This window comes from Streptosporangium carneum (assembly GCF_027922005.1).
Lineage (GTDB): Bacteria > Actinomycetota > Actinomycetes > Streptosporangiales > Streptosporangiaceae > Streptosporangium > Streptosporangium carneum.
On sequence record NZ_BSEV01000001.1, the window covers coordinates 596,626 to 617,971 of the forward strand.

General features: G+C 69.7%; 16 protein-coding genes, 1 tRNA gene and 1 pseudogene. 6 read left to right on the forward strand and 12 right to left on the reverse strand.

The window, feature by feature from the left end:
• Positions 1–751: 751 nt before the first annotated feature.
• Both PKF00_RS02855 and PKF00_RS02860 read right to left on the reverse strand, forming a co-directional pair.
• Positions 752–1,645 (reverse strand): NAD(P)-dependent oxidoreductase, encoded by an 894-nt coding sequence (locus PKF00_RS02855; RefSeq protein WP_271215734.1) that lies wholly within the window; start codon positions 1,643–1,645, stop codon positions 752–754.
• 76 nt (positions 1,646–1,721) lie between these two features.
• Positions 1,722–2,054, reverse strand: a complete 333-nt coding sequence (locus PKF00_RS02860; protein WP_271215735.1) for a nuclear transport factor 2 family protein — start codon at positions 2,052–2,054, stop codon at positions 1,722–1,724.
• 95 nt (positions 2,055–2,149) lie between these two features.
• Here PKF00_RS02860 and PKF00_RS02865 point away from each other — a divergent pair, with 95 nt between their 5' ends.
• Positions 2,150–2,863, forward strand: coding sequence for a TetR/AcrR family transcriptional regulator (locus tag PKF00_RS02865; protein ID WP_271215736.1), 714 nt, complete (start codon positions 2,150–2,152; stop codon positions 2,861–2,863).
• A gap of 499 nt (positions 2,864–3,362) precedes the next feature.
• Here the strand turns inward: PKF00_RS02865 and PKF00_RS02870 are convergent, their stop codons facing one another.
• Positions 3,363–4,040 (reverse strand): DUF6461 domain-containing protein, encoded by a 678-nt coding sequence (locus PKF00_RS02870; RefSeq protein ID WP_271215737.1) that lies wholly within the window; start codon positions 4,038–4,040, stop codon positions 3,363–3,365.
• Between the two features lie 524 nt (positions 4,041–4,564).
• Positions 4,565–5,362, reverse strand: coding sequence for an SDR family NAD(P)-dependent oxidoreductase (locus PKF00_RS02875; RefSeq protein WP_271215738.1), 798 nt, complete (start codon positions 5,360–5,362; stop codon positions 4,565–4,567).
• Positions 5,363–5,652: 290 nt separating this feature from the next.
• Here PKF00_RS02875 and PKF00_RS02880 point away from each other — a divergent pair, with 290 nt between their 5' ends.
• On the forward strand, positions 5,653–5,871 hold the full coding sequence (locus PKF00_RS02880; protein ID WP_271215739.1) for a transposase: 219 nt from the start codon (positions 5,653–5,655) through the stop codon (positions 5,869–5,871).
• Between the two features lie 223 nt (positions 5,872–6,094).
• Here the strand turns inward: PKF00_RS02880 and PKF00_RS02885 are convergent, their stop codons facing one another.
• From PKF00_RS02885 to PKF00_RS02895, 3 genes and pseudogenes are all read right to left on the reverse strand, one after another.
• The gene (locus PKF00_RS02885; RefSeq protein ID WP_271215740.1) at positions 6,095–7,273 is read right to left on the reverse strand and encodes an MBL fold metallo-hydrolase; all 1,179 of its coding nucleotides are present in this window, start codon (positions 7,271–7,273) and stop codon (positions 6,095–6,097) included.
• A gap of 88 nt (positions 7,274–7,361) precedes the next feature.
• Positions 7,362–7,490 (reverse strand): annotated as a pseudogene (locus tag PKF00_RS45150) (aldehyde dehydrogenase family protein); the annotation flags it as partial.
• 339 nt (positions 7,491–7,829) lie between these two features.
• Positions 7,830–8,501, reverse strand: coding sequence for an HAD-IA family hydrolase (locus PKF00_RS02895; RefSeq protein WP_309298365.1), 672 nt, complete (start codon positions 8,499–8,501; stop codon positions 7,830–7,832).
• Between the two features lie 115 nt (positions 8,502–8,616).
• On the opposite strand from PKF00_RS02895, the gene PKF00_RS02900 reads away from it, so the two are divergent.
• Positions 8,617–10,395: a nucleoside/nucleotide kinase family protein gene (locus PKF00_RS02900; RefSeq protein WP_271215742.1), complete on the forward strand. Its 1,779-nt coding sequence runs from the start codon at positions 8,617–8,619 to the stop codon at positions 10,393–10,395.
• 11 nt (positions 10,396–10,406) lie between these two features.
• Positions 10,407–10,480: transfer RNA gene (locus PKF00_RS02905), tRNA-Thr, on the forward strand.
• 297 nt (positions 10,481–10,777) lie between these two features.
• On the opposite strand, the gene PKF00_RS02910 is transcribed toward PKF00_RS02905, so the two are convergent.
• A complete protein-coding gene (locus tag PKF00_RS02910; protein WP_271215743.1) occupies positions 10,778–11,749 on the reverse strand; it encodes a zinc-binding dehydrogenase in 972 nt (323 codons plus the stop codon).
• Between the two features lie 425 nt (positions 11,750–12,174).
• Here PKF00_RS02910 and PKF00_RS02915 point away from each other — a divergent pair, with 425 nt between their 5' ends.
• Positions 12,175–12,663, forward strand: a complete 489-nt coding sequence (locus PKF00_RS02915) for a GNAT family N-acetyltransferase (RefSeq protein ID WP_271215744.1) — start codon at positions 12,175–12,177, stop codon at positions 12,661–12,663.
• Positions 12,664–12,790: 127 nt separating this feature from the next.
• On the opposite strand, the gene PKF00_RS02920 is transcribed toward PKF00_RS02915, so the two are convergent.
• The 3 genes from PKF00_RS02920 to PKF00_RS02930 form a co-directional block, all read right to left on the reverse strand.
• Positions 12,791–14,434 carry an ABC-F family ATP-binding cassette domain-containing protein gene (locus PKF00_RS02920; RefSeq protein ID WP_271215745.1) on the reverse strand — a complete coding sequence of 548 codons (1,644 nt, stop codon included), beginning with the start codon at positions 14,432–14,434 and terminating at the stop codon, positions 12,791–12,793.
• Positions 14,427–14,645, reverse strand: coding sequence for a hypothetical protein (locus PKF00_RS02925; RefSeq protein WP_271215746.1), 219 nt, complete (start codon positions 14,643–14,645; stop codon positions 14,427–14,429). Before PKF00_RS02925 ends, PKF00_RS02920 begins: the two co-directional genes overlap by 8 nt.
• 183 nt (positions 14,646–14,828) lie before the next feature.
• Positions 14,829–17,441, reverse strand: coding sequence for a BTAD domain-containing putative transcriptional regulator (locus PKF00_RS02930; RefSeq protein WP_271215747.1), 2,613 nt, complete (start codon positions 17,439–17,441; stop codon positions 14,829–14,831).
• Positions 17,442–17,745: 304 nt separating this feature from the next.
• On the opposite strand from PKF00_RS02930, the gene PKF00_RS02935 reads away from it, so the two are divergent.
• The gene (locus PKF00_RS02935; protein ID WP_271215748.1) at positions 17,746–18,513 is read left to right on the forward strand and encodes an AfsR/SARP family transcriptional regulator; all 768 of its coding nucleotides are present in this window, start codon (positions 17,746–17,748) and stop codon (positions 18,511–18,513) included.
• A 42-nt stretch (positions 18,514–18,555) separates the two neighbouring features.
• Here PKF00_RS02935 and PKF00_RS02940 read toward each other — a convergent pair whose 3' ends face one another.
• Positions 18,556–21,321 carry an ATP-binding protein gene (locus PKF00_RS02940; protein WP_271215749.1) on the reverse strand — a complete coding sequence of 922 codons (2,766 nt, stop codon included), beginning with the start codon at positions 21,319–21,321 and terminating at the stop codon, positions 18,556–18,558.
• Positions 21,322–21,346: the final 25 nt, after the last annotated feature.

A 21,346-nucleotide genomic window follows, 5' to 3' on the forward strand; every position in this document is an offset into this window, starting at 1 on the left:
CGGCCATTGGAGGGGTGTTCACGAGTGAGCGTGAGCTGGACGGATGACACGGAATGGAAGATCGCTTCCCGCCGCCGACCTGATCGTTTCCCGTGGCCGGCCAGCTCTGTGTCTCTCGGGTGTCCACGGTCGCTGTGAGGTCGGTGACTCTTCAGCTGTCGTTCTTCTCTCGGTTCTTTCTCAGTCAGATCGTCGTGACAGGGGAGAGTCGATGGACACAGCGGATCGGTGTCGGCGCCTCGCGGCCATGGAGGCTCGCGGGCGTTCCATGGCTTATGACGTGTTGGCGGGGCAGATCGCCGGCGATGCCGAACTGATCGCCTTGACCGAGGAGCTTCCTGTCTCGGAACGGGGGTCAGCCGAGACGGCGGGAATTTCGACCATGGGTGGATCTTGAGTCCTCTGGCCTGCGACAACGTCGAGGTGTTCGAGTTCCGCCGTGCGACTCACGCCAGCCGAACTTCCGAGATGACCCAATCTCGGAGGTGGTCTGCGGGCCGTACTTCCGAGATTCCGCGCTCCAGGACTCCGGAAGTGCCAGTCCGCTTCCGAGGTTACGAACATGATCGACTGTTTGGCCGCTTCTGCTCGCATCTCGGCTCGACCCGTCGTCGGTGTGCCCGGCGGGGTTGCGGAAGGACATGATGCCGCGGCCGTAGCCGGTGACGAGTACCCGGTGCCCACCCCGGGGTGGCCTGCGGATCTCTTTCCGCACCGCGGTCATGGCCAAGTGGTCGGCCGCGGCGAGAGGTCAGACAGCGGGGTTGCGGAACTGTTCGATCAACGCCGCGTAGCTGTCGTCGGCCCGGCCACCCGCTGCCGCGCGCGTGGCCAGTTCCAGAAAGAGCTTCGGCACCTCGGCATTGACCCCCAGCACCTCACTCTCCTGGACAAGATGCTCCATCCCACCCACGTGAACGGCGATGGTGGCATCCGCGGCCGGGTAGGCGCCCTCGTCGATCTGCCGTGCGTACGCGCTCACGTAACCGGTCGTCACGTTGATCGCGGTGGTGGCCAGGGCTGCGAAGGTCGAGGCCTTGACGTTCGCGGTGCCCAGTAGCGCGGCGCCCTGCAGGAAGCCGTTCAAGACACCCCACATGATGCTCAGGACCGACATGTCGTACAGGGCAGACAGTCCGTGGTCCTCATCGAGGTACACCGCCCCGCTCTCGCCGAGCGCCCGCAGAGTGACCTCGTGCTCCTCGAAGGCGGCCTTCGGGCCCGCGTACAACACCGTGGCCTGCGCGGTGCCGATGGCCTGGGGCAGGGCGAGGATCGCCCCGTCGAGGTAAGCGCTGCCGATCTTGGCCGCCCATCCGGCGGTTTCACGGGCCTGGGTGGAACTGGCCGTGGTCAGGTTGACGAGGGTACGGCCGGCCAGTGAGGAGGCGACCGGGTCGAGCAACGCGCGCACGGCGTCATAGTCCGAGACGCAGACCACGACGAGCGGGCTGGCCTCGACGGCGCTCTTGATCGAGCCGGCCAGGGTGGCGCCGCCGGCGACGAGATCGCCAGCCTTGGCCGCCGAACGATTCCAGACGGTGGTCGGGTGACCGCTCGCCAGGAAGGCAGCCGCCAGCGCATGGCCCATCAGTCCCAGGCCGACAACGGTGACCGGTGACTGTGAGGCGGAAATAGGGGACATGGATGCTCCTGTGGGTTTCATGCGGCATCCGCCGCGTTTGGATGGGTTCGTACGGCACAGCCAGGCCGCGAGCACTTCAGACGAAGAACCCGACGATGCTGTGGATGCGGCCGTCGGCGAACTCGACCACGTCGTAGCCGGTGGCGACCGTGCCAAGTCTCCACGTGAAGAGCGCGCGGCCATGGTGGGCGCCTATCACGGCGCCGAGGGTGAACTTCGCCTCGCCGACCTGCGCACGCATGCGGCCGATCACCTCCGACAGCTCGGCGTGCCCGCGCAGGCCCACGTTGTTGGGGTCGACGTAGAGCGAGTCCTCGGTGAGGACGGACTTCATCAGCGTCATCCGGGCGGTGTCGTCCCGCTCGTTCCAGATGTCGAGGTAGGCGAGGATCACGTCGGTCGTGCTCACGTGCCGACTCCTTTCGCAGTACACATCGTCCAATTACTACACGCCGTTTAGAAAGGACACGTCGTACAATATGGCAACGTTGTAGACTGTCAAGTGTGAGCGACCACACGACGAGCCGTCGCGACCGGCTGCGCGCCCAGACCAGCGCCGAAATCAAGGCGATCGCCATGAAACTCATGGCCGACGGGGGCCCGGACGCCATCACCCTGCGCGCCATTGCCCGCGAGATGGGCATGACGGCCGGAGCGATCTACAGCTACTTCGCCACCCGCGACGACCTGATCACCACGCTCATCGGCGACGTCTACACCTCCGCCGTCGACGCCGCCGAGGCCGCCCGTGACGCGGTACCGCCAACCGATCCCGGCGCCCGGATCCTGGCCTGGGCACTGGCCATGCGCGGGTGGGCGTTGGCCAACCCTGAAGGCTTCCGGCTGATCTACGGCGACCCGGTGCCCGGCTACCGCCCGCCCGGCGACGGCCCGGGCAAGCACGCCGAGGTGCGCGCCTGCAACGGCCTGGTCGGCCTCGTCGCCGCAGCCTGGCCGACAGTCCCGGCACGCCAAAGCACCGACCGCGCCTATGACTGGGCTGACTTCGACCCGGACTTTGTCGCCCATGTCCGGGCGGACTTCCCCGACCTGCCACCGGCGGCCATCGCGATGACGCTGAGGGTGTGGGGCCGGATGCACGGGCTCATGGCATTGGAGATCTACGGCCACATCCGGCCCCTCGTCCACGACCCGAGCGCGGTCTACCGCGACGAGATGCGCGACCTCATCGCTTCCCTGGGTGCGTGTACGGAGTAAGACCAGAGGGCTGCTGCGGGAGGGCGGTGGTCATGGTGGGGTTCAGTCCTGGCACCCAGTGACGGAGGTGGGGTTCAGGCGCACAAAGTTCGCCGTCTACGTATGGCGGGCCGACCGCCTGTAGTCCCGAGAACTGCGCCACTCGTTCGTCTCCATCCTGAGTGACCAAGGCGTACCTCGAGACCGTCGCCGATCTCGTCGGGCACGCGGGCACAGCGCCACCGAAGCGGTCCACCGGCACCAGCTCACGCCAGTGATCACCACCTTCGGCGACAGCCGGCACGGTAGAGAACCCGACTGAGATGGCTCCCCTTGGCTTCCAGACATGAGAAAAGGGCCCTCGGATTACTCCGAAGACCCTTCTCGCCTGCATCTTCCTGTGGGTGGGATGTTCACGAATCGGGCTGACCTGGGGCGCAAGAGGGGTTGAGAAGATCGCTTCCCGGGAAGAGAATGATCGCTTCCCGCGTACGCAGGCCGGGCGTTGACCGTTCAGGGGTCAGCGGGTCGCGTCGGGCATGTGAACTGTCACGTAGGGATGCGGCTGCTCCAGCCACTCGCCGGTCAGTCGCGCCCCGGTGGTGTGGTCGATGACTGCGAGGCAGGCGGGCTTCCAGTCGTGGTCGGCGCGGCCATCGAGGTCGTCCTCATCCTCGTCCTCGTCGAGGTCCTCAGGCAGGGGCTCGGCGAAGAAGTCCGTCATCGCCTGCAGTTCGGGCCATCGGGCCAGGCCGGCATGGTGTTCCGGCCGCCCGGGGAAGAGCGCGTCGATCGCCAGGACGTGCTCGCCTGCGGCCGCGAAGCTCAGCAGATTGTTGGCATTCACGTTCCACCAGGCGTTGTAGACGCGCGCTCCCTCACTGAGCCGCCGGAGCACGGCGGGGCTTGTCCCGAGACAGCCCCACTCGAAGAGAACGGTGGTCGAGCCGCACTGGTCGACGAGGACGGGGTAGGCGTCGCGCTCGGGGGGCGCGATGGCGTCGAGCGGTGCCGGCTCGTGCAGCTGGTAGGGCGTGTTCCCGGCGAGCCGGGCGGTGACCTGGTCCAAGGTGAGTGCTCGGCCGTTGTCGGCAACTATCGCCGTCCAGCACATGCCTGCGCTGAGCCACTGCGTGTTGCTTATCAGTCGCTGGTAATGCTCGCGCAGGTCGGCGGTCGGCGGCTGCCCGGTGTTCAAGCAGGGCTCCTCGGCTCGGCGGGAACGGACCGTCGAGATCATCCCAGAGGCGCAGCGGAAGCGGCCAGACGATCCACGCTCAGAGCTTTCCGCTGACTCTGTGAGGTTCCGCAAGGGTCTTGCAGTCTTTGGTGCCAGCAATGCCATTGCGCCTACAGTGTGGAGTCGCCGTTATGCGTTGAGTGATGTCAGCGGTCCTGGTGACTGCTGCGAGGGAGGCGATGGTGACGTCGCTGCTGACAAACACCGGGGCGTTGGGGTGTTGTCTGGCCACAGCCGGACAACGAGGGTTGAGCCACAGCGACACGGCCGCGTGCCGCAGGTCGTACGGCCGGGCCGCCAGCGGGGAGACCTGCTGCTCGGAGTCAGCGCCAGGGGCCGGGCCGCCTTCCATGCCTCGCAGTACGTCCCGATGGAGATCACCCCGCCGCGTGAGGTCCCGAACGGTCGCCCGTCCTCGTGGACGCCGAACTCGTCGAGGTGCTCCCGCAGGATGGCCACCAGCTCCGGCGGGATCAGGGAAATCAGGGGACGATGTAGTCCACGTAGCCGCCGTCGACGCGCAACGCGCCGCCGGTGGTCGCCGAGGCGTGGTCCGAGCTGAGGTAGACCACCATGGCGGCGATCTCGTCCGGCTCGATCAGGCGTTGGATCAGCGATCCCGGCCGGTGCTGCTTCATGAACTCGGTCTGAGCCCGATCCCAGGGCAGCTCGTCACCGACGAGGGCGCGGACGAAATCCTCCACCCCCTCGGTGTGCGTCGGCCCGGCGATCACCGTGTTGACCGTCACGCCCGTACCGGCCGCCGCCTTGGCGAAGCCCCGCGAAACACCGAGCAGCGCCGTCTTCGTCACGCCGTAGTGGACCATCTCCTCGGGGATCACCAGGGCGGAGTCGCTGGCCATGAACAATGCCCGGCCCCAGCCCCGGTCGCGCATTCCAGGCAGGTAGTGGCGCGTCAGCCGGACGGCCGACATGACGTTCACGTCCCAGAACCTCTGCCAGGTGTCGTCGTCGACCTCCAGCACTGGTCGCGGAGCGAAGATGCCGAGGTTGTTGACGAGGATGTCCACCGAAGGCAGTCGATCGACGACCACGGCGACGCCCTCCGGGGTGGACACGTCGGCTGCCACACCATCGAGCCGCGTGCCCGGCAGCAGCTCCGCGCGTAGTTCCGCGACCACCGCATCGACGCGTTCGGCGTCGCGACCGTTGATCGTGGTGTCCGCACCCGCAGCGGCCAGCCGCGCGGCGATCACACGACCGATCCCCTGGGTCGATCCGCTGACGAAGGCCGTCCTGTCAGTGAGGTCAATCAGCATGGTTTCATCCCTACCCGGCACTGGAACGACGGCTCGCCAGGGTGAGGGGGGAGGCCTGATCCATGGCGAAAGTTTCCCGCCCGTTTCCGGTGGTCGGCGACACCGCGGCGGGCGACGGAACCTGACCAGGGGCCGCGGCTCATGGCCTCGCGCGTAGGAGAAGAGTCTGAGGGTCCTGACCTGCGGAAAGGCTGACGGAAGCCGACAGCTCAGCACGTCACCCCGCGTCGGGGTGACGTCTGGTTCTCCCCTCGTAGCCTGGAGATCTGACCTGAAGGGGGAGGTCGGACATGGCAGAGACCAGACGCGGTTTCGATCCGGAGTCTCGGGCGGGCGCGGTGCGCATCGTCCGGGAGACCGGCGATCCGATCGCTCAGGTCGCCAGAGAGATGGGCGTCAACGCCAACACCCTGTCCGACTGGACACGGGCCGGACCCGACCCGGTCTCGACCCTGGAGAAGGTTCCCCCTGTGTCAGGTCCGCCGTGGTCTCGGAGGAATCCAGCGTGACCTGCGGCCCGACAAGTCAGTCCGGACGGGGAACGACATGGTCGTCCGGACTGACTTGTCGGTTTCTGCCTCAGCCAGCCTTGCGCTCGCGGTCACCGTCCACCGATCGACATGACGGTGGGGAGGTCTCCGCCGTCGTCGGCCACGCTGTCCCACAGCGGTTCGCGCGGGTCGGACGGGAGCTGTCAACGGCCATGAGCGTGTCGGACAGGCGATCGGGACTTCAGCGTCCGGACGGCCGGCCCACTCGCACGCGCTGCAGGTCTTCTCCGACCACGACGGTGCCGTCGTAGTCTCGCCTGATCGTCGACCGCCAGTGTCCGACCGGGAGCTTCGGCGGCGTGGGCGAGGTGATCGAGAGCGGCACGATGTGCGACAGGGCGAGGGTGCGCGCTCCGGCCCTCGCAGCGATACCACCGATCTCGGTGATATCGGTGTGACAGCCACGCAAACCGGTCACCATGAATTCCGCCATGCCGTGGTCCAGCATGCTCTGGCCGTCCATGATCTCGTGCACCAGCACGTTGGTGTTCCGGGCCAGCTCCACGAGGTTGTCGCTCGGTGTGGTGTCGCCCGAGAATGTGACGCTGCCGTGGTCGGTGTCGAACCGGAAGCCGAACGCCGGGAAGGGCCAGTAGTGGTTGACCAGGGTGGCGCTCACTCGCACGCGATCGTCCTCGTACATGGTGAAAGGACGCATCCGGGGCGGAGCCGGAAGGTCGGCCGACGCGTTCACCCGAAGGTCGTGTGGCACGACGATGTCCCGGATATCCGGTCCGAGCCGGGCCCGGATTCCCTGGCTATTCGTCGTGGTGGCGAATCCGGACAGCACTCCGTTGTGGACATCGGTCATGCCCGGGTGCGGGTTGTCCGGTTGGATCAGCTCCACCCCCGGCATCGGCACCCCGGGCGGCAGGCCCAGCGACGGCGGACCGTAGACGTGCAGCTGACCGGGGTAGCCGTAGTCGTGTCCGGGCAGTGACCGTCCGAACAGGATCAGCGGGAGGTAGTCGGAGAAGTGGTCGGCGTGGAAGTGGGTCACGAACAACGCCCGCAGCATCGCATGGGTCACCCCGGCCGCGTACATTTGCCGGACCACGCCGCTGCCGCAGTCGACCACGTACGCCGCACCGTCGACCACCACGACCTGGGAGGTCATCTGCCGGTCCGTCATGGGTACCGGACCACCGCCGGTGCCCAGCAGTACCACGCTCGTACCGGACCAATTCTGCTTGCCCGGCCCTGGCCTGGCCGATTCCGCGTTCGCCGCGGCGGGGGCGAGCACGGCACCGGCCAAACCGGCCACACTCGCCCCGCCGAGCGCACCGATGCCCTTGAGCACGCTGCGCCGCGAGCTGCCCGATCCGGACGTCGCGCAGCAGGAGGACATGGGGAATTTCATATGACACCACTTCTTTCGACAGCGGCACCGATGCCGCCTTTGATACGCGGAAAGGGCACGAGTGAGCGTGCTGACGCGCCAGCGCGGGTGCGACGGAGCGCATCGCGAGCATGAGCGGGGCGTTCCACGGCGTGATCACCCCGACGACCCCGACAGGCACCCGGCGAGTGCTCGGCACGGAGGCGTCCTCGTGCGGTGGCAGCTCGTCGTAGGGCACGTCTCACACTCCGTTTCCGAACACAGGGCGTCCTCGGACGTCGACTGTGGCCGCCGATGCTACGTGCCGCAGACCACGGAGCACCTCGCCTGCCGTGTCCTAATCTCAGGCCGGATGATGCGACACCGTGTCTGAGAAGGAGGCGAGGGCATGGCGCTGGACGACGCGGTCCACCCCCTCGCGGGGCCGGCGCCTTCTGCGCAGTGTGAGAGGGGGCGCGAGATGCTTCCTTCCTGGTCAGAGCTCCTGTCGTCGCGCACAACGCAGTTCTCCTGAAAACTGCTGGGGCCGGTCGATGAGAACTGACGGCGTCACGGGAGCTCTCACCGCCGTCGAGGTCTATCCGCCGGACACGAACGCCAGGATGTCGCCTACCGCGTCGCGCAGGCTTTCGAAGTGACGGTGCGCTCCGTCCGCGGCGACAGGTGTGTTGACGTTCCACACGGTCATCCCCGCCCGCAGCCCGGCCTGCACGCCGGAAGGAGCGTCCTCGACGACCAGGCAGTGTTCCGGTGTGACACCGAACCGCCCGGCGGCCAGGAGATAGGGGGCGGGAGACGGCTTGCCCTGCTCGACCGCGGCCGCGTCCACGATCACCTCCGGCATCGGTAACCGGGTACGAAGGAAACGTCCGCGGACTCGGTGAGCGTAGTTCGAGGTCACCAACGCCCATGATCCCGGCGGCAGGCCGTACAGCAGTTCCGATGCTCCGTCGAAGGCCGCGTAGACGCCGGATCGCACGTCCTCGTCCTCCAACTCGTGAAGCACGGTCAAGCAGGTGTGAGGATCCCGGTCCGGTGCGACGGCGGCGAAGGTCTCCGTCGGCCGGGTTCGAAGCGCCACACGGTAGACCTCCTCGGGATCCAGGCCATGCCGCACCGCCCACGTCTCCCAGACGCGACGCTGGTTGTCCAGGGCATCGATCAACGTGCCGTCGACGTCGAAGAGGACACGTCTCCCAGGTCTTGGGGGTTGATGAGCGGCGGACACGCGTTGATCATGTGCAACCACCGGGGCGGTGTCAAAGCTCGGCAACGCCGCTCGACGTGTGCTGGAGCTGACGTACGAATCGTGTCGCAGTCACTTGCGAAGCGACAAAGGGGTCCCGCGACGTAGGCTCCCGTTCATGACCTCGCGCCGGGCCGATGTCTACACCTCGGTCTCAACGTGGCAGCAGCCTCATCCCGCCCCCACCTCACCCGAGCGCACCGCGCTGGTCAAACGGGTCGCCGACCGCGTTCTGGCGCTCGGTGACGGACGGCTCCGGGTGGGCGTCGACGGGCCGACCGCGGTGGGCAAGACAAGCTTCGGTCACGAGCTCGCCGAGCAGATCAGCAGAGCGGGCGGATCACGCAGGGCTGATCGCCTGTCGAGGTCGGCCCGTCTTGCGGCCCTGTTCTCTCGCCGGCCCCGGCGCCACCTGATGGGCTACCCCATAATGGGGGTCGTGCCCGGATTTGATCACGATGCGCGAGCGATTCTGGCGGAACTGTACGCGTCACTGGATCAACGGCGACGACCTGAGGACATCGCTGATTTGATCTTGAGGGCCAATCTGGCACTGGAACCAGATGGGCAGGGCCTGACGAATCGGGAGCGCGCACTGCTGGAGCGGGCGGCGGCCAATTCGGGACGGCGACGCGGGTATGTGACCTCGATGAATGAGGATTTCGCCCGGCCTGTCGGTGGGGCACGGCAGGTGGCGGCCACGGCGCGACTGTTCGAGGTGCCCGACGGATCGGCCACGGTGGACACCGACACGCCGGATGCGCTCATGGCGTTCGCCGCGCAGGTGGGAAGTGAGGTCGGCTGGACTCCGGGTCACAGCGATTTCCTTGCTGATCGGCTGGATCGGAGGAAACGGGAAGCAGCCGGTATGGAGGTGTCGAAACGACAGTACAACCGGCGGTTTCGTGCGCTGCGGCGGCTGGAGGCCAAAGCCGGCACACTGCGCGGTGAACAGGACAAGAGACGTCTGACGCTGCTCGGCCGATCAGGGCTCGCGGCCCGGATCACGCTGGAGCGGTTCCAGAGCGACCCCGCTGCGGCGTACTTCGTGGCCTACTACGTGGCCCGGCGCAATCTGCGCCGCGAGTTCTCACTGTCGGGCAGGGGAAATCCGTTCGACGAGGTCGCTGAGATGCTGCTACGCCGGTGCGGGAACGGGACGGACTGGTGGATGATCTCGTTGGTGTACACGGCCGCCCAGGTACTGGCGCGGCTGAGCGACACCGAGCGGGGGCAGTTGCTGGGGATGTGGTCGGCGGCCATGCGGGAATGCGCGGATCTGCTGGAGGAACTGTGGGAGCGCAGTGACTTCGACCGCGAGGAAATGGTGGTGTACCGAGGAGACGACTCCACCACCTGGAACCTCATGGCGCAGGCGTACAACATCGCCCGGTTGTCATGGCTCGATTGCCTGGCGGCGATGGGGGCGCTTCATCTGCTGGATGTGGCATGCCCGGGCAAGGTGATGCGGCTGATGGCCTACGACCTGGTGCGTTGGCACCGCAGTACAGGCTCTGACGTGGACCCGGACACCCTCGTATGGACGCGGCTGCCCCTGCCGTGGGATGTGCTCAACGGGAGAGCCTCCTGCACCCGGCAGCAGGTGGAGATGGTCTGCCTGCGCGCCGGGATCACTGCGAGCCAGCGTGGATGGACCGCGCCACGCCCGAAGCGCAGCGTGCCGCTCTTCCAACTGACGCCCGAACTGGTGCACGGGGTCACGGTCGCCGACCCCGTATGGGCGTCACTGCTGCGCAGCGCCGGAGTGTTCAGCGGCAAACGCGTCAAGCCGGGCCGCGATGCGGAGATCGCCCATGCGCTTGGTTCCGGTGTGGTGACCGGGGAACTGCCGGCTCCACCGGAAACCGGTGGCGGCCCCGGCACCGGCCGACCATAATGATCAAAGGCTTCGCCGTAGCTCAGTGGTAGAGCGCCCGGCTCGTCATTCCGGGTGGACGCCGGTTCGAGCCCGGTCGGCGAAGCCCATTTCGGTGCGACCCGGGACGCCCGGGTCCCTGGCGGTCGGGTCGCCTGCGACGCGCGATTCCGGGAGCCGTCCTGGGAGCCGACCAGAGGGACGATCACGAACCTGGTTGGACTCCTCCGAACAGCTGAATCATCTGGAGACCCTACGGCGGATCGGCCTGAACGGCCTTGGACGTCGTTCGGGGACCTGCGGATCAGAAGGCGGGACCGTGCCACTCGACCCAGGAGCGCAGCCGATGGAGGATCTCGTGTAGACGGGCGTCATCGGCGAGGCCGGGAGGTGCCCAACGCCGTCAGATCAGAAGCAGGGTCTTACCCAGGGCACGGCGTGACTCGATCGCGGCGTGTGCGTCCGCGGCGCGCTCCAGGGGGAAGGTCTGCCCGATGATCGGCCTGATCCGGCCCGCCACCGCCGCCGACATCACGTGCTCAGCCCAGTCCCGCATCTGTGGCCCGAAGCCGAAGAGCTGCTCGATCCCGATCACCCTGACTCCGCGCCGTCGCGCCTGAGCAGGGTCGATCGCTGTGACCTCGCCGCTGGAGGCACCGTGGACGGAGAAGCGGCCACCGTCCGCCGTCACCTCGAACGCGGTCCGCCCGATCTCTCCACCGACCCCGTCGAACACCACGTCGGGCCCCGCGCCACCGGTCGCCTCGCGTACCTGCTTCGCCCAGTCCGGATCGGAGTAGTCGACCACGGCAGCCGCGCCCAGATCGCGAACCAGGTCCAGTTTCCCCGCGCCGCGCGCGGCTCCGACGACTTTGGCGCCGGCTGCCCGAGCCAACTGCACCAGCAGAGTGCCGACACCTCCGGCCGCCGCCTCGACCAGCACCCACTCCCCGGGAAGGATCCGGGCACCCTCCACCAGGCCCGACGCGGTGCTGCCGTCGGTGTGCAGGGCGGTGGCCTCGGGCAGCCCCAGCCCTTCGGGCACCGGGATCAGGTTCTCCACGACGGTCACCGCACGCTCGGCGAAGCCGCCGGTCTCCCCGATGTCGGCGATGACGCGTCGTCCGGACCAGCTCGGATCCACGCCCTCCCCGACCGAGCTCACCCGGCCGGCCACCGTACCGCCCGGCACGTACGGCAGTGCGGGCCTGCTGTGCCACCTGTCGACACCACGCCGGATCTGCGTCTCGACGAACGTCATGCCCGCGACGGACACGTCGACCACCACCTGCTCCGGTCCGGCGACCGGGTCCGGCGCCTCGCTCGGAACCAGCACCTCAGGACCCCCGAAACGCGTCACCTGCACCACTCGCACGTCAATCGCTCCCCTGCGCTCAGCTTGTCCGGCACCGGCGCAGAGAAGTCTTCAACCTCAATCGAAGTCGAGGTCAAGGGATCACTTCCGCGGCGTACGGCTTCGAACCCTCCGCAGACGAGCCGAGCCCGCCTACGGCGACGCCCTGCGCGTCCCGCTGGGGCCACGTCTTTCGGGGCTTCACCCGACCCCCAGGTGAAGAGTGGTTCCTTCCAGCGTCTTCCCAGCTCAGCGACCAGGCGCGATGGAGACTTCCTGAGCTGACGGTGTGGGTTCGGCTCCCGTCACCCGCCCCAAGCTCCCTCATCGCACCGAGCCAGGTCTTCGACCAGGAGACGCGCCAGTCCTTCCTCAAGCCTCAAGTCGATTTTCATGCTGACGGCGCGGGTCCGATTTCTTCATGCTCGAGGGCGGCGTGAAATCGCATGTCGCCGAACTGGACGTCTCTGGCATACTCCGCCGATGTGACAACTGATTCTGTCGCCACTCTGACCGTCGGCGATCGCGATCCCGAGCTGAGCAAGCGGCTCGACGACGCGCTGACCGCCTTCAACGCCGCCGTCACAGGCGTGTCCGAACAGGGATCTTTCTTCGTCAAGGTCATTGACGAGGACGGAGAACTGGTAGGCGGGCTGACCGCCTGGACCTGGGGAGGCCTCTGCGGTATCGCGATGCTGTGGGTGCGGGAAGACCGTCGCAAGGACGGATGGGGCAGCAAGATCCTTCAGGCCGCCGAGGCCGAGGCGCTACGGCGCGGCTGCGACCGTGTCGCGGTTTCATCGTTCACCTTCCAGGCTCCCGGCTTCTATCAGCGGCACGGCTACGAAGAGACCGGCCGGATGCTCGGGATCCCCGGCGGGCACGAAGACGTGCACATGTTCAAATCTCTGACGGGTCCTTCCGAGGCCAAATGACCGCCGTTCCCGATTCGTCAGCTCATGGCGGCGAATCATCCAAAGATGATCTTGCAGTACGGCTCACTCCGAAGGCGCTTCCTGGCGCGTTCGCAAGGACAGGACACGGGCTGCGCCCTCGACGCTGTCAGATCGGAAGGCGGACGTGGCCGCCCTGCCAGCGGGCGCGCAACCAGCGGTCGTGGCTGGCGACCACGATCGCGCCGGGCCCGTCGGCGCGCAGGGCCTCTTCCAGTTCGTCGGAAAGGCGGGGGGAGAGGTGGTTGGTGGGCTCGTCGAGCAGGAGCAGCTCGGGAGGGTCGGCCACCAGCAGCGCCAGCGCGAGTCGGCGGCGCTGACCGACCGACAGCTCTCCCACTCGCAGGTCCATGTCACGCGGGCCGATCAGGCCCAGCGAGCGCAACGGTACGGATTCGGCGCGCTCCGGACCGAGCACGCGCTCGTACGTCTCCCGCACCGTGCGCTCCGGCCGCTCGAACGCGGTGTCCTGGGTCAGCAGTCCGACGGTCAGTCCGCGCCGTCGCCGTATCTCTCCCCGCGCGTCCAGCCGTCCGGCCAGCACCGCCAGGAGCGTGGACTTGCCCGCGCCGTTCGATCCGGTGACCAGCAGCCGATCGCCCGGCGCCAGATCAAGCCGGTCGATCGCGAGCCGGCCCGGCACCCGCACGTCCCGCAGCGACAGCAAGGTCTCCCCCTGAGGATCGCAGGAGTCGGCGGCCTGGGCGGCCTTCGTGGCATCGGCGGCGGCCACCACGGTGCGGGGGCGGAAGCGGAGCGGGGACGGTGGGGCGGGGACCTGTTCGCGTTCCAGCTCGGCGAGTCGTCGGGCGGCGTCGCGCACCCGCCGCGAGATCTGCTGCTGCACGCGTCCCGCGCGGTGCCCGTACCCCATCTTCTCGTTGTCGCGCCGCAGCCCGTCCAACGCCACCCGTCGCGCCGTCACCGCGACGGCACGGCGCAGCTCGCCGAGCTCCTCCTGTTCCTCGGCGTGGCGTCGCTCCCAGCGTTCGCGCTCGGCGCGCTTCTCGGCCAGGTACGCGCCGTATCCGCCGCCGTACCGAACGGGTCCGTCCAGCGCCGGGTCGAGGTCGACCAGATCCGTGCAGACCGCGTCCAGGAACGCCCGGTCATGGCTCGCCACGACCACCACCCCGGTCATGCCGCGGAGCTCCTCCTCCACGAACACCGCGGCGGCGTCGTCCAGGTGGTTGGTGGGCTCGTCCAGCAACAGTGCGGCGGGCCGTCTGACCAGCAGTGCCGCCAGAGCGATCCGCCCACGCTGCCCGCCCGACAACGACGCGAGCGAACGCCCGTGCGGCACGCCGCCCAGGCCGAGCCGGTCGAGGATGATCTCCGCGCGCCGGTCGGCGTCCCAGGACTCGCGTTGTTGCGCCTGGTCGAGCCGGGCTCCGTACGCTTCGAGCAGAGCGGCGTCCTCCGGGGACTCCGCGAGCGCCCGGGTGAGCCGGTCGAGCTCGGCCAGGTCCGTACGGGCCTCCCGCAGGGCGTCGTCGAGCACGTCGGCGATCGTGCTGTCACCGGCGAACGGCAGCTCCTGGTGCAGGAAGCCCAGGTCGGCGGGCCGTATGACGGCGCCGGAATCAGGCCGGTCCACCCCGGCCAGCAGCCGCAGGAGTGTGGACTTGCCCGCGCCGTTCTCGCCGATCAGCCCGATCCGGTGGCCGGGCGCGGCGGTGAGCGAGACGCCGTCGAGCACGCGCCGCGCGCCCAGCGTCCGTACGAGATCGCGTGCGAGCAGCGCGTCACTCACCGGCGGACCCTCCCGCCTCCAGAAGCCGGCCGCCCGGCGGCGCCGCCCCGGTCTGCTCCACGAACCGCTCGTCATGGCTGACCGCCACGTTGGGGGCGATCAGGCCGGTACGGCCGCCGCCCACGCCGAAGGAGAGACCGCCGAAGGAGAGACCGCGGAAGGACAGGCCGGCGCAGGACAGGCCGGAACAGACGATGAGCGCATCGGACATGCGGAAGACCTCGTAGGAGAACACGGGCGCGCCGAAGCCGCCCGGAAGGGGACAGGGGGTCGGGGAACGACGACGAGGGCCACATCGGCGGCGGTCATGCGCGCCTGCCGGGGCCTGTCAACCTCCGGTATCACCCGGAGATGTCGTCGTCACCTGCCACGTCTGGTCTCCTGGCTTCCGATCTCAAGCGTCTCTCACCATAGCAGCCGCAAAATCAGCGTCTCGTCGGTCGTCCGCGCCGGACGGGTCCTGGCGGAGGAACAGGTTCAGCCCCCGGTCCGCCCACAGCTCCTCGTCCAGGTGGTGGTCTCGCCATTCCTCCGGCGGGTCGGCCAGCCAGTCATGGCCGAAGATCGCGTACGGATGCTCCGCCCGCCCGCGCTCCAGCTCGTACTGGCCCAGATACTCCATCAACGGTCGCCACAACTGCCTGTTCGCGACGACCAGGTACGAGGCCGCCAAGCCCGGTTCGTGCAGCCAGCCGCGCGTCATCCGCGCCTGGAACACGTCGGTGACGGGAGACGGCTTGGCGTCGAAGGCCGGGCAGATCAGGTGCCGCGCGACCGCGATGTGCGCCCCGGGAGGCATTGTCATGCGCCGGCGCACGTCGTGCCAGACGTCCCCCACGACAGGGTCGGCCTCCAGCTCCTGCCGATCCGGCGTCCGCAGGGTCAGCCAGCTCATGAAGGCCCGCAGGCGGTTGCTCCTGCGGCACCGGAGCAGGGAGAACGCCTCTGGCTGACGGCCCAGCCAGAACCGGACGGACGCGGCCGTGAACTCGCCGTGGATCTCGCGCGCCATGGTGACGAGCTCGTCGTGGTCGGCGGGAGTCGCCCCGACCGACCGCAGGTCCTCCTCACCCACCAGCGAGACGTACCGGCCCATGACTCCGCCGCGCCGGCGCAGATGCCTGATCGTCCGCATGACCGTCACGCACGCGTGCGGGTCGCGGGCGTCGCGCAGGAGCTCGCCCATGACGTAATCGCGAATCCGCCGGTGCATCCGCTCGTAACCGACGGGGTCCCGCCACCGCAGGTGGTCGTCGAGGGCTTCGCGCAGCACGCCGTTGACGTCCAGGCCGTCGGCGGCGATCTCGACGTACGGTTGCGCGCGGAGCCAGTCGAACAGCTCCGCCGCCCGGCCGCCGGGCAGCACCGCGTCGAGGAGGCCCTCGGTGGTGTGGCGGGCGTGCGCGCACACGTGCAGCGCCCACCGGTGCGGCTTCGTCGGAACGTCACCGGCCAGGCGGGCGAGCACGTTGTCGACGACGTGACGTACGGCGTCGCGGCGCGAGGGCTGTCCCGTGGCCGACATGTTCCTGCCGACCTCGGCGGCGAGCGACAGGGCGAAGGGGTGGCCGGCGGCGAAGTCCACGACGGACCTCCGCAGGCCGGGGTCGACACCGTGGGCCTCGAGCAGCGCGGTCGACTCCGTGGCCGTGAGGGTTCCGAGACACCGGGTCAGGATCGTCCCGGACCAGGCCGGATCGGTGAGCCAGGCGGCGCTCGGCCCGGTCCTGCCCGCCACCACGACGACCGCGTCACCGGGCAGCCGCCGGAGGTGTTCCTCGCGCAGCCACGGCTCGAGATCGCCCAGCTCCTCGAAGGAGTCGATGAGGAGAACCGGGCCGGAGACGCCGGAGAGCTGCTCGGTGAGTCGTTCGAGTCGTTCGAGTCGTTCGGGGCGTTCGCGTGCTTCGGCGATCGCCGAAGCGTGGAGGCGCCATACCCGCCGTCCCGCGGCGGTGGCGTCGTCGGCGAGCTCGCCCAGGAGCGCCGACTTGCCGATGCCGGCGGGCCCGTGAACGAAGAGAAGAGCGACGCGTTCGCCGCGGCTCTTCTTCAGCAGATCCTGGAAGGCCGCGCGTTCGGCGCCCCTTCCGACGAACTGCCAGGCGGGCGGCCGTTCCGGCGTCGCGCCTGCCGGCTCAGGCAGGGCCTGCGGCTCCTCCGAGGGGCGCGCGGCAGGCCGCTCGTCCCCCAGGACGGGCATGAGCTCGTCGTCCGAGAGCTCGTCGTCGTGGTCCGCGTCGGCCCGCAGGATCTTGTCGTGGATCGCCCGCAGCCGCGGCCCCGGCCCTGCGCCCAGCTCCTTTCCCAGCAGGTCGTAGACCATCCGGTAGACCTCCAACGCCTCTGCCCGCCTGCCGCTGCGGTACAGGGCGAGGAGGTAGATCTCATACAGCGACTCTTCGAGCCGGTTCAGCTGGATGAGCAGCGGGACCTCGGCCGCCACCTCGGCGTGCTCCCCCTGCTCCAGGCGGAGCCGCAGCGACTCCTGGGTGGCGATCAGCCTCAGTCGTTCCAGCCGGAACCGCTCGCGTTCGGCGGCCTCGCCCGGGACCCCGGCCAGCGCCGAGCCCGTCCAGAGGCCGAGCGCCTGCTCCAGAAGCTTCACGGCCGCCGTGAGGTCGCCGTTCGCGCGTTCGTGCCGGGCGGTTTCGAGCAGATCGGCGAACTCGGCGGCGTCCAACGCGAACAGCGACGGGTCGAGTGTGTAACCCCCCGACTGGGAGCTGATCGCCGAGTCCAGTCCGTGCGCCGACAGCAGCCGCCGGATCCGGGAGACATAGGTCCGGATGACGGCTTCGCCCGTGGCCGGCGCCTGCTTGCCCCACAGGCCGTCGACCAGCTCGCCGATCCGCACGAGGCTTCCGCCGTTGGCCAGCAACACCATCAGGACGGCCTGTTGCTGCGGCGCGCCGAGATCCAGCCGCGTGCCGGCGCAGTCGAGGCCGGGGGGACCTAGAACGGTGAACCTGCACGGAGCCGAGACCACCTTCGGCTGTCCAATCACGACCGGGACGCTTTCCTTCACGAGACGGCACGGCGGCCGGCCTGTCGCACGGGTCCGCAGTAGTACACGCCAGAAGGTAGGTTCGCCCGGATCGTTGTCGCGAGCGTCATATGACGCTGTTCGTGTACGTCATGCCGGGGCGGCGCGACATGCCGGAGAACGAACGGGCCTCCGGCGAACCCGGCGACGCGTCAACGGCCCCGCGCGGCGTCAGTAGTCTCGGTCGGAGACGTCCGGGAGCGGCTTCAGGGCGTCAGCGACGGGGCACGCGACGCGAGAGGGGCGGGGAACCTCGATGGCCGGGGTGAGCTTTGGGCTGTTAGGTCCGATCAAGGTCTGGCGCGGTGGGAAAGAGGTGGAGGCGGGGGCCCCGCAACAGCGCGGAGTGCTCGCCCTGCTGCTCCTCGGCGAGGGGCGTCAGGTCGCGCTCGACGAGATAGTGGGCGCGTTGTGGGGCTCCGAGACGCCGCGCAGCGCCATCGTGAGCACCCGCGCCTACGTCTCCCGCCTGCGCCGGATGCTGACCGGCGGCGATGCCGACGGACCGGGCGGCGAAGCGGAGATCAGGTCGGCGGGTGGCGGTTATCAGCTGCTCGTGGATCCCGGCGCGGTCGACGTGACGGTGTTCCGGCAGGCCACCGCCGCCGCTCGGGAGGCCCGCGAGCAGGGGAGGGCCGCGGAGGCCTCCCGGCTGCTGCGCGGCGCGCTGGCGCTGTGGCGCGGACCGGCGTTCGACGGGCTGGGCGGGGCCTTCTTCGAGGGCCGGCGTACCTGGCTGGAGCAGTTACGGGCCTCGGCCATGGAGGAGCGTTGGGCGCTCGCCATCAAGCGGGGCGACTGCGGCGAGGCGATCGCCGAACTGACGCTGGCGACGGCGGCGGAGCCTTATCGCGAGCGGTTGTGGGAGTTGCTGATGTGGGCCCTCGACCGCGACGGCCGCTGGGAGGAGGCGTTGTCGGTCTACCGGCGGATCGCCCGGTTGCTGGACGACGATCTCGGGCTGGACCCGGGTCCCGGCCTGCGCAGGATGCACGCCCGGATCGGCGCGGCGGCGAACGCCTCGCTGGTCTGACCGGCGACTCTCACAACGCCTCGCTGGTCTGACCGGCGACTCTCACTCGGAGGACCTCTCCTGAAGGGGTTTGAGCATCAGCGCGAGATCATCCCGGGAGCTCACCCCCAGTTTGGGGAAGATCCGGTGCAGGTGGGTGCCCACGGTCCGGTGAGAAAGGTACAGCCGTTGCCCGATCTCCCGGTTCGTCAGCCCCTCGGCGGCCAACTGCGCGATGCTCAGCTCGTGCGGGGTGAGCTTCTCCCGCGTGTCCGGGTCCCGGTTCGGGCTCGACTCTCCCGCACCGCGCAGCTCCCGTCGCGCTCGCTCGCCCCAGGTGGCCATGCCGAGCGCGTCGAAGGTCTCCCTGGCCGTACGCAGGTGCGTCCGGGACTCCACGGCCCGGCGCTGCCGCCGCAGCCATTCGCCGAACGCCAGATGGAGCCGTCCCCGCTCCGCGGGCCATCCGGTCAGGTCCGCCCGCAGCGCGGCCGTGAACAGCTCCTCCGCCTCCTCGTTCCGGGCGAGCACGGCGCGCGCGTAGCGCAACCCGATGTGCAACGCCGGTGAGGACGTCGACGCGGCCTGCGGCTCAAGCTCGCGCAGGATGTCGCGCATGGCGGCGGTCTGCCCGGCACGCACGGCGGCCTCGGTGAGCTCCGCGAGGCAGTAAGCGCGCAGGGCCAGCTGATAGGCGGGGTCCGCGGGATCGAGCATCCGGCTCAGGTCGGCGAACGCGTTGTCGAAACGCCCTTCGCCCATGGCCGCGAGCCCGCGCGCGAGCTGGACGGTGGCCAGGACGGGCCGGGCGCCGGCGGCGAGTCCGACCCGTCCGGCCTCGTCGGCGAGTGCTCCGGCCTGGTCGTGGTCGCCTCTCAGCGCGGCGATCTCGGCCTGGACGGCCGTGGCCAGCCCGTACATGAACGGCTGGCCGGTCTCCTGGGCGAACGTGGCGGCCTCAGCCGCGACCGGCACGGCCGTGGCGAGGTCGCCGAGCCGGGCCAGGCTCCACGCCTGAACGGCCAGCGCCCGGGGCAGCAGCCCGAGCCGGCCCTGGGCGCGCAGTCCGGGCGCGGCCGCCGCGGAGAAGCGGGCGGCCAGGTCGAACGCCCCGACCTGCAGCGCCGCGCTGCCCAGGTAGCGGTCGACCTCCGGGTCGGCGCCGGCCGCGCCGGCCAGTTCGCGCAGCCGTTCGAGCACGGCGGCGCCCCGCTCGAACGGCGCGACGTACGCGGCGATCGCGACCATGCGCGGGTCGTCGGCGGGAACGGGCAACCGGTCGGCGACGCCCAGGAGCGAGCGGCGGGCGGCCGGGCCCGGTTCGGACCAGAAGCAGCGCATCGCGGCGCCCCACAGGATTCGGACAGCCGACTCGACCTGCCCGTCGGCGGCGACCGACGCGGCCAGCCCGGCCAGCTCCGACACGCGGGAGACGTCCTCGCGCACCCCGTCCTCGAAGCCGCTGAGCAACCAGGCGGCGGTGGCGCGTCGGCGCGGCGAGAGCCCGAGGGCCTGTGCGTCGCGCACCAGACGCTCGGCTGTGTCGCGGCGGCCGGATTCGACCGCGAGCTCGGCCGCCTCCAGCAGCCTGGCAGCCTTCCGGTCCTGCTGCTCGCTCAGCCTGGCCGCCTGCTCCAGCGCCGCGACCGCGGCGGCGACCCCGCCTCGGTGCCGGGCCCGCTGAGCCGCGTGGTCCAGTTCGTCGGCCACTTCCTCGTCGGCTTCGACCGTCGCGGCGGCCCGGTGCCAGGCCCGCCGGTCCGGATGTTCGCGCAACGTCTCGGCGAGGGCCAGGTGGGCCCGCCGGCGCTCGGCGAGCGTCGAGGCCGCCGGGATCGCCGACCGCATCAAGGGATGACGGAACCTCACCGCGTCGATGGACAGCTCGATCAGCCGAAGCTCGGCGGCCGGTGCGAGGATCTCCAGTCCGATCACCGGTCCCAGGATCAGGCCCGTGGCCGCGAGCGTCTCCGCGACCGAGTCGCTCTGGTTGAGCGCCGCGACCAGCAGGGCGGTGCGGCCCGGCCCTGACAGGGCGGCGACCCGTGTGGTGAACGCGCGCTCAAGACGTTCGCTCAGCGGCGGCGCGGAGCCGGGCCCGCCGAGGCGATCGCTCGGCGAAAGCGGCGAACCGGCTCCGCCGTGGCCTTCCATGGCCGCCGGCAGCTCGGTCAGCGCCAGAGGGTTCCCGGCAGCCTCCTCCAGCAGCCGTGCCCGGGCCGCCGGAGTGAGACCGGGTGCGATCGAGTCGAGAAGCTCGGCGGCGACCGTGTCGGAGAGCCGGCCGACGGGCATCGGGGACAGGCCGGCGTCCGGCAAGGGGGAGCGTTCGCCTTCCCGGAGCGTCGCGACCATGACGATGGGCTCGGATTCGATCCGGCGCGCCACGAAGGCGAGAACGTCGAGGCTGGCGCGGTCGAGCCAGTGCACGTCCTCGGCGACGACCAGCAACGACCGGGCGGCGGCGGCCTCGGCCAGCAGGGTCAGCGTGGCCAGGCCGACGAGGTAGGCGCTGGGTTCCGCCGGGTCGGCGAGGCCCAGCGCGCTGCGCAGGGCGTCACGCTGCGGGGCCGGCAGCGCGTCCACGCCTGCCCGGACCGGGTACAGCAGCTGCTGCAAGCCTGCGTAGGCGAGGTTCTGCTCGGCCTCCACGCCGGTCGTCGTCAGCACGCGCAGGCCCGCGAGCGACGCCGCGGAGACGGCTTCCGCCGCGAGCGCGGACTTGCCGATGCCGGCCTCTCCCCGAAGGAGGACGCCGCTGCGGTCCCCGGGGCGGTCGACGATCTCGGCCAAGGCCTTCAGCTCGGGTTCCCGTCCGAAAAGCGGCATGGTCTGGCACTTCTCCCTTCGGCGT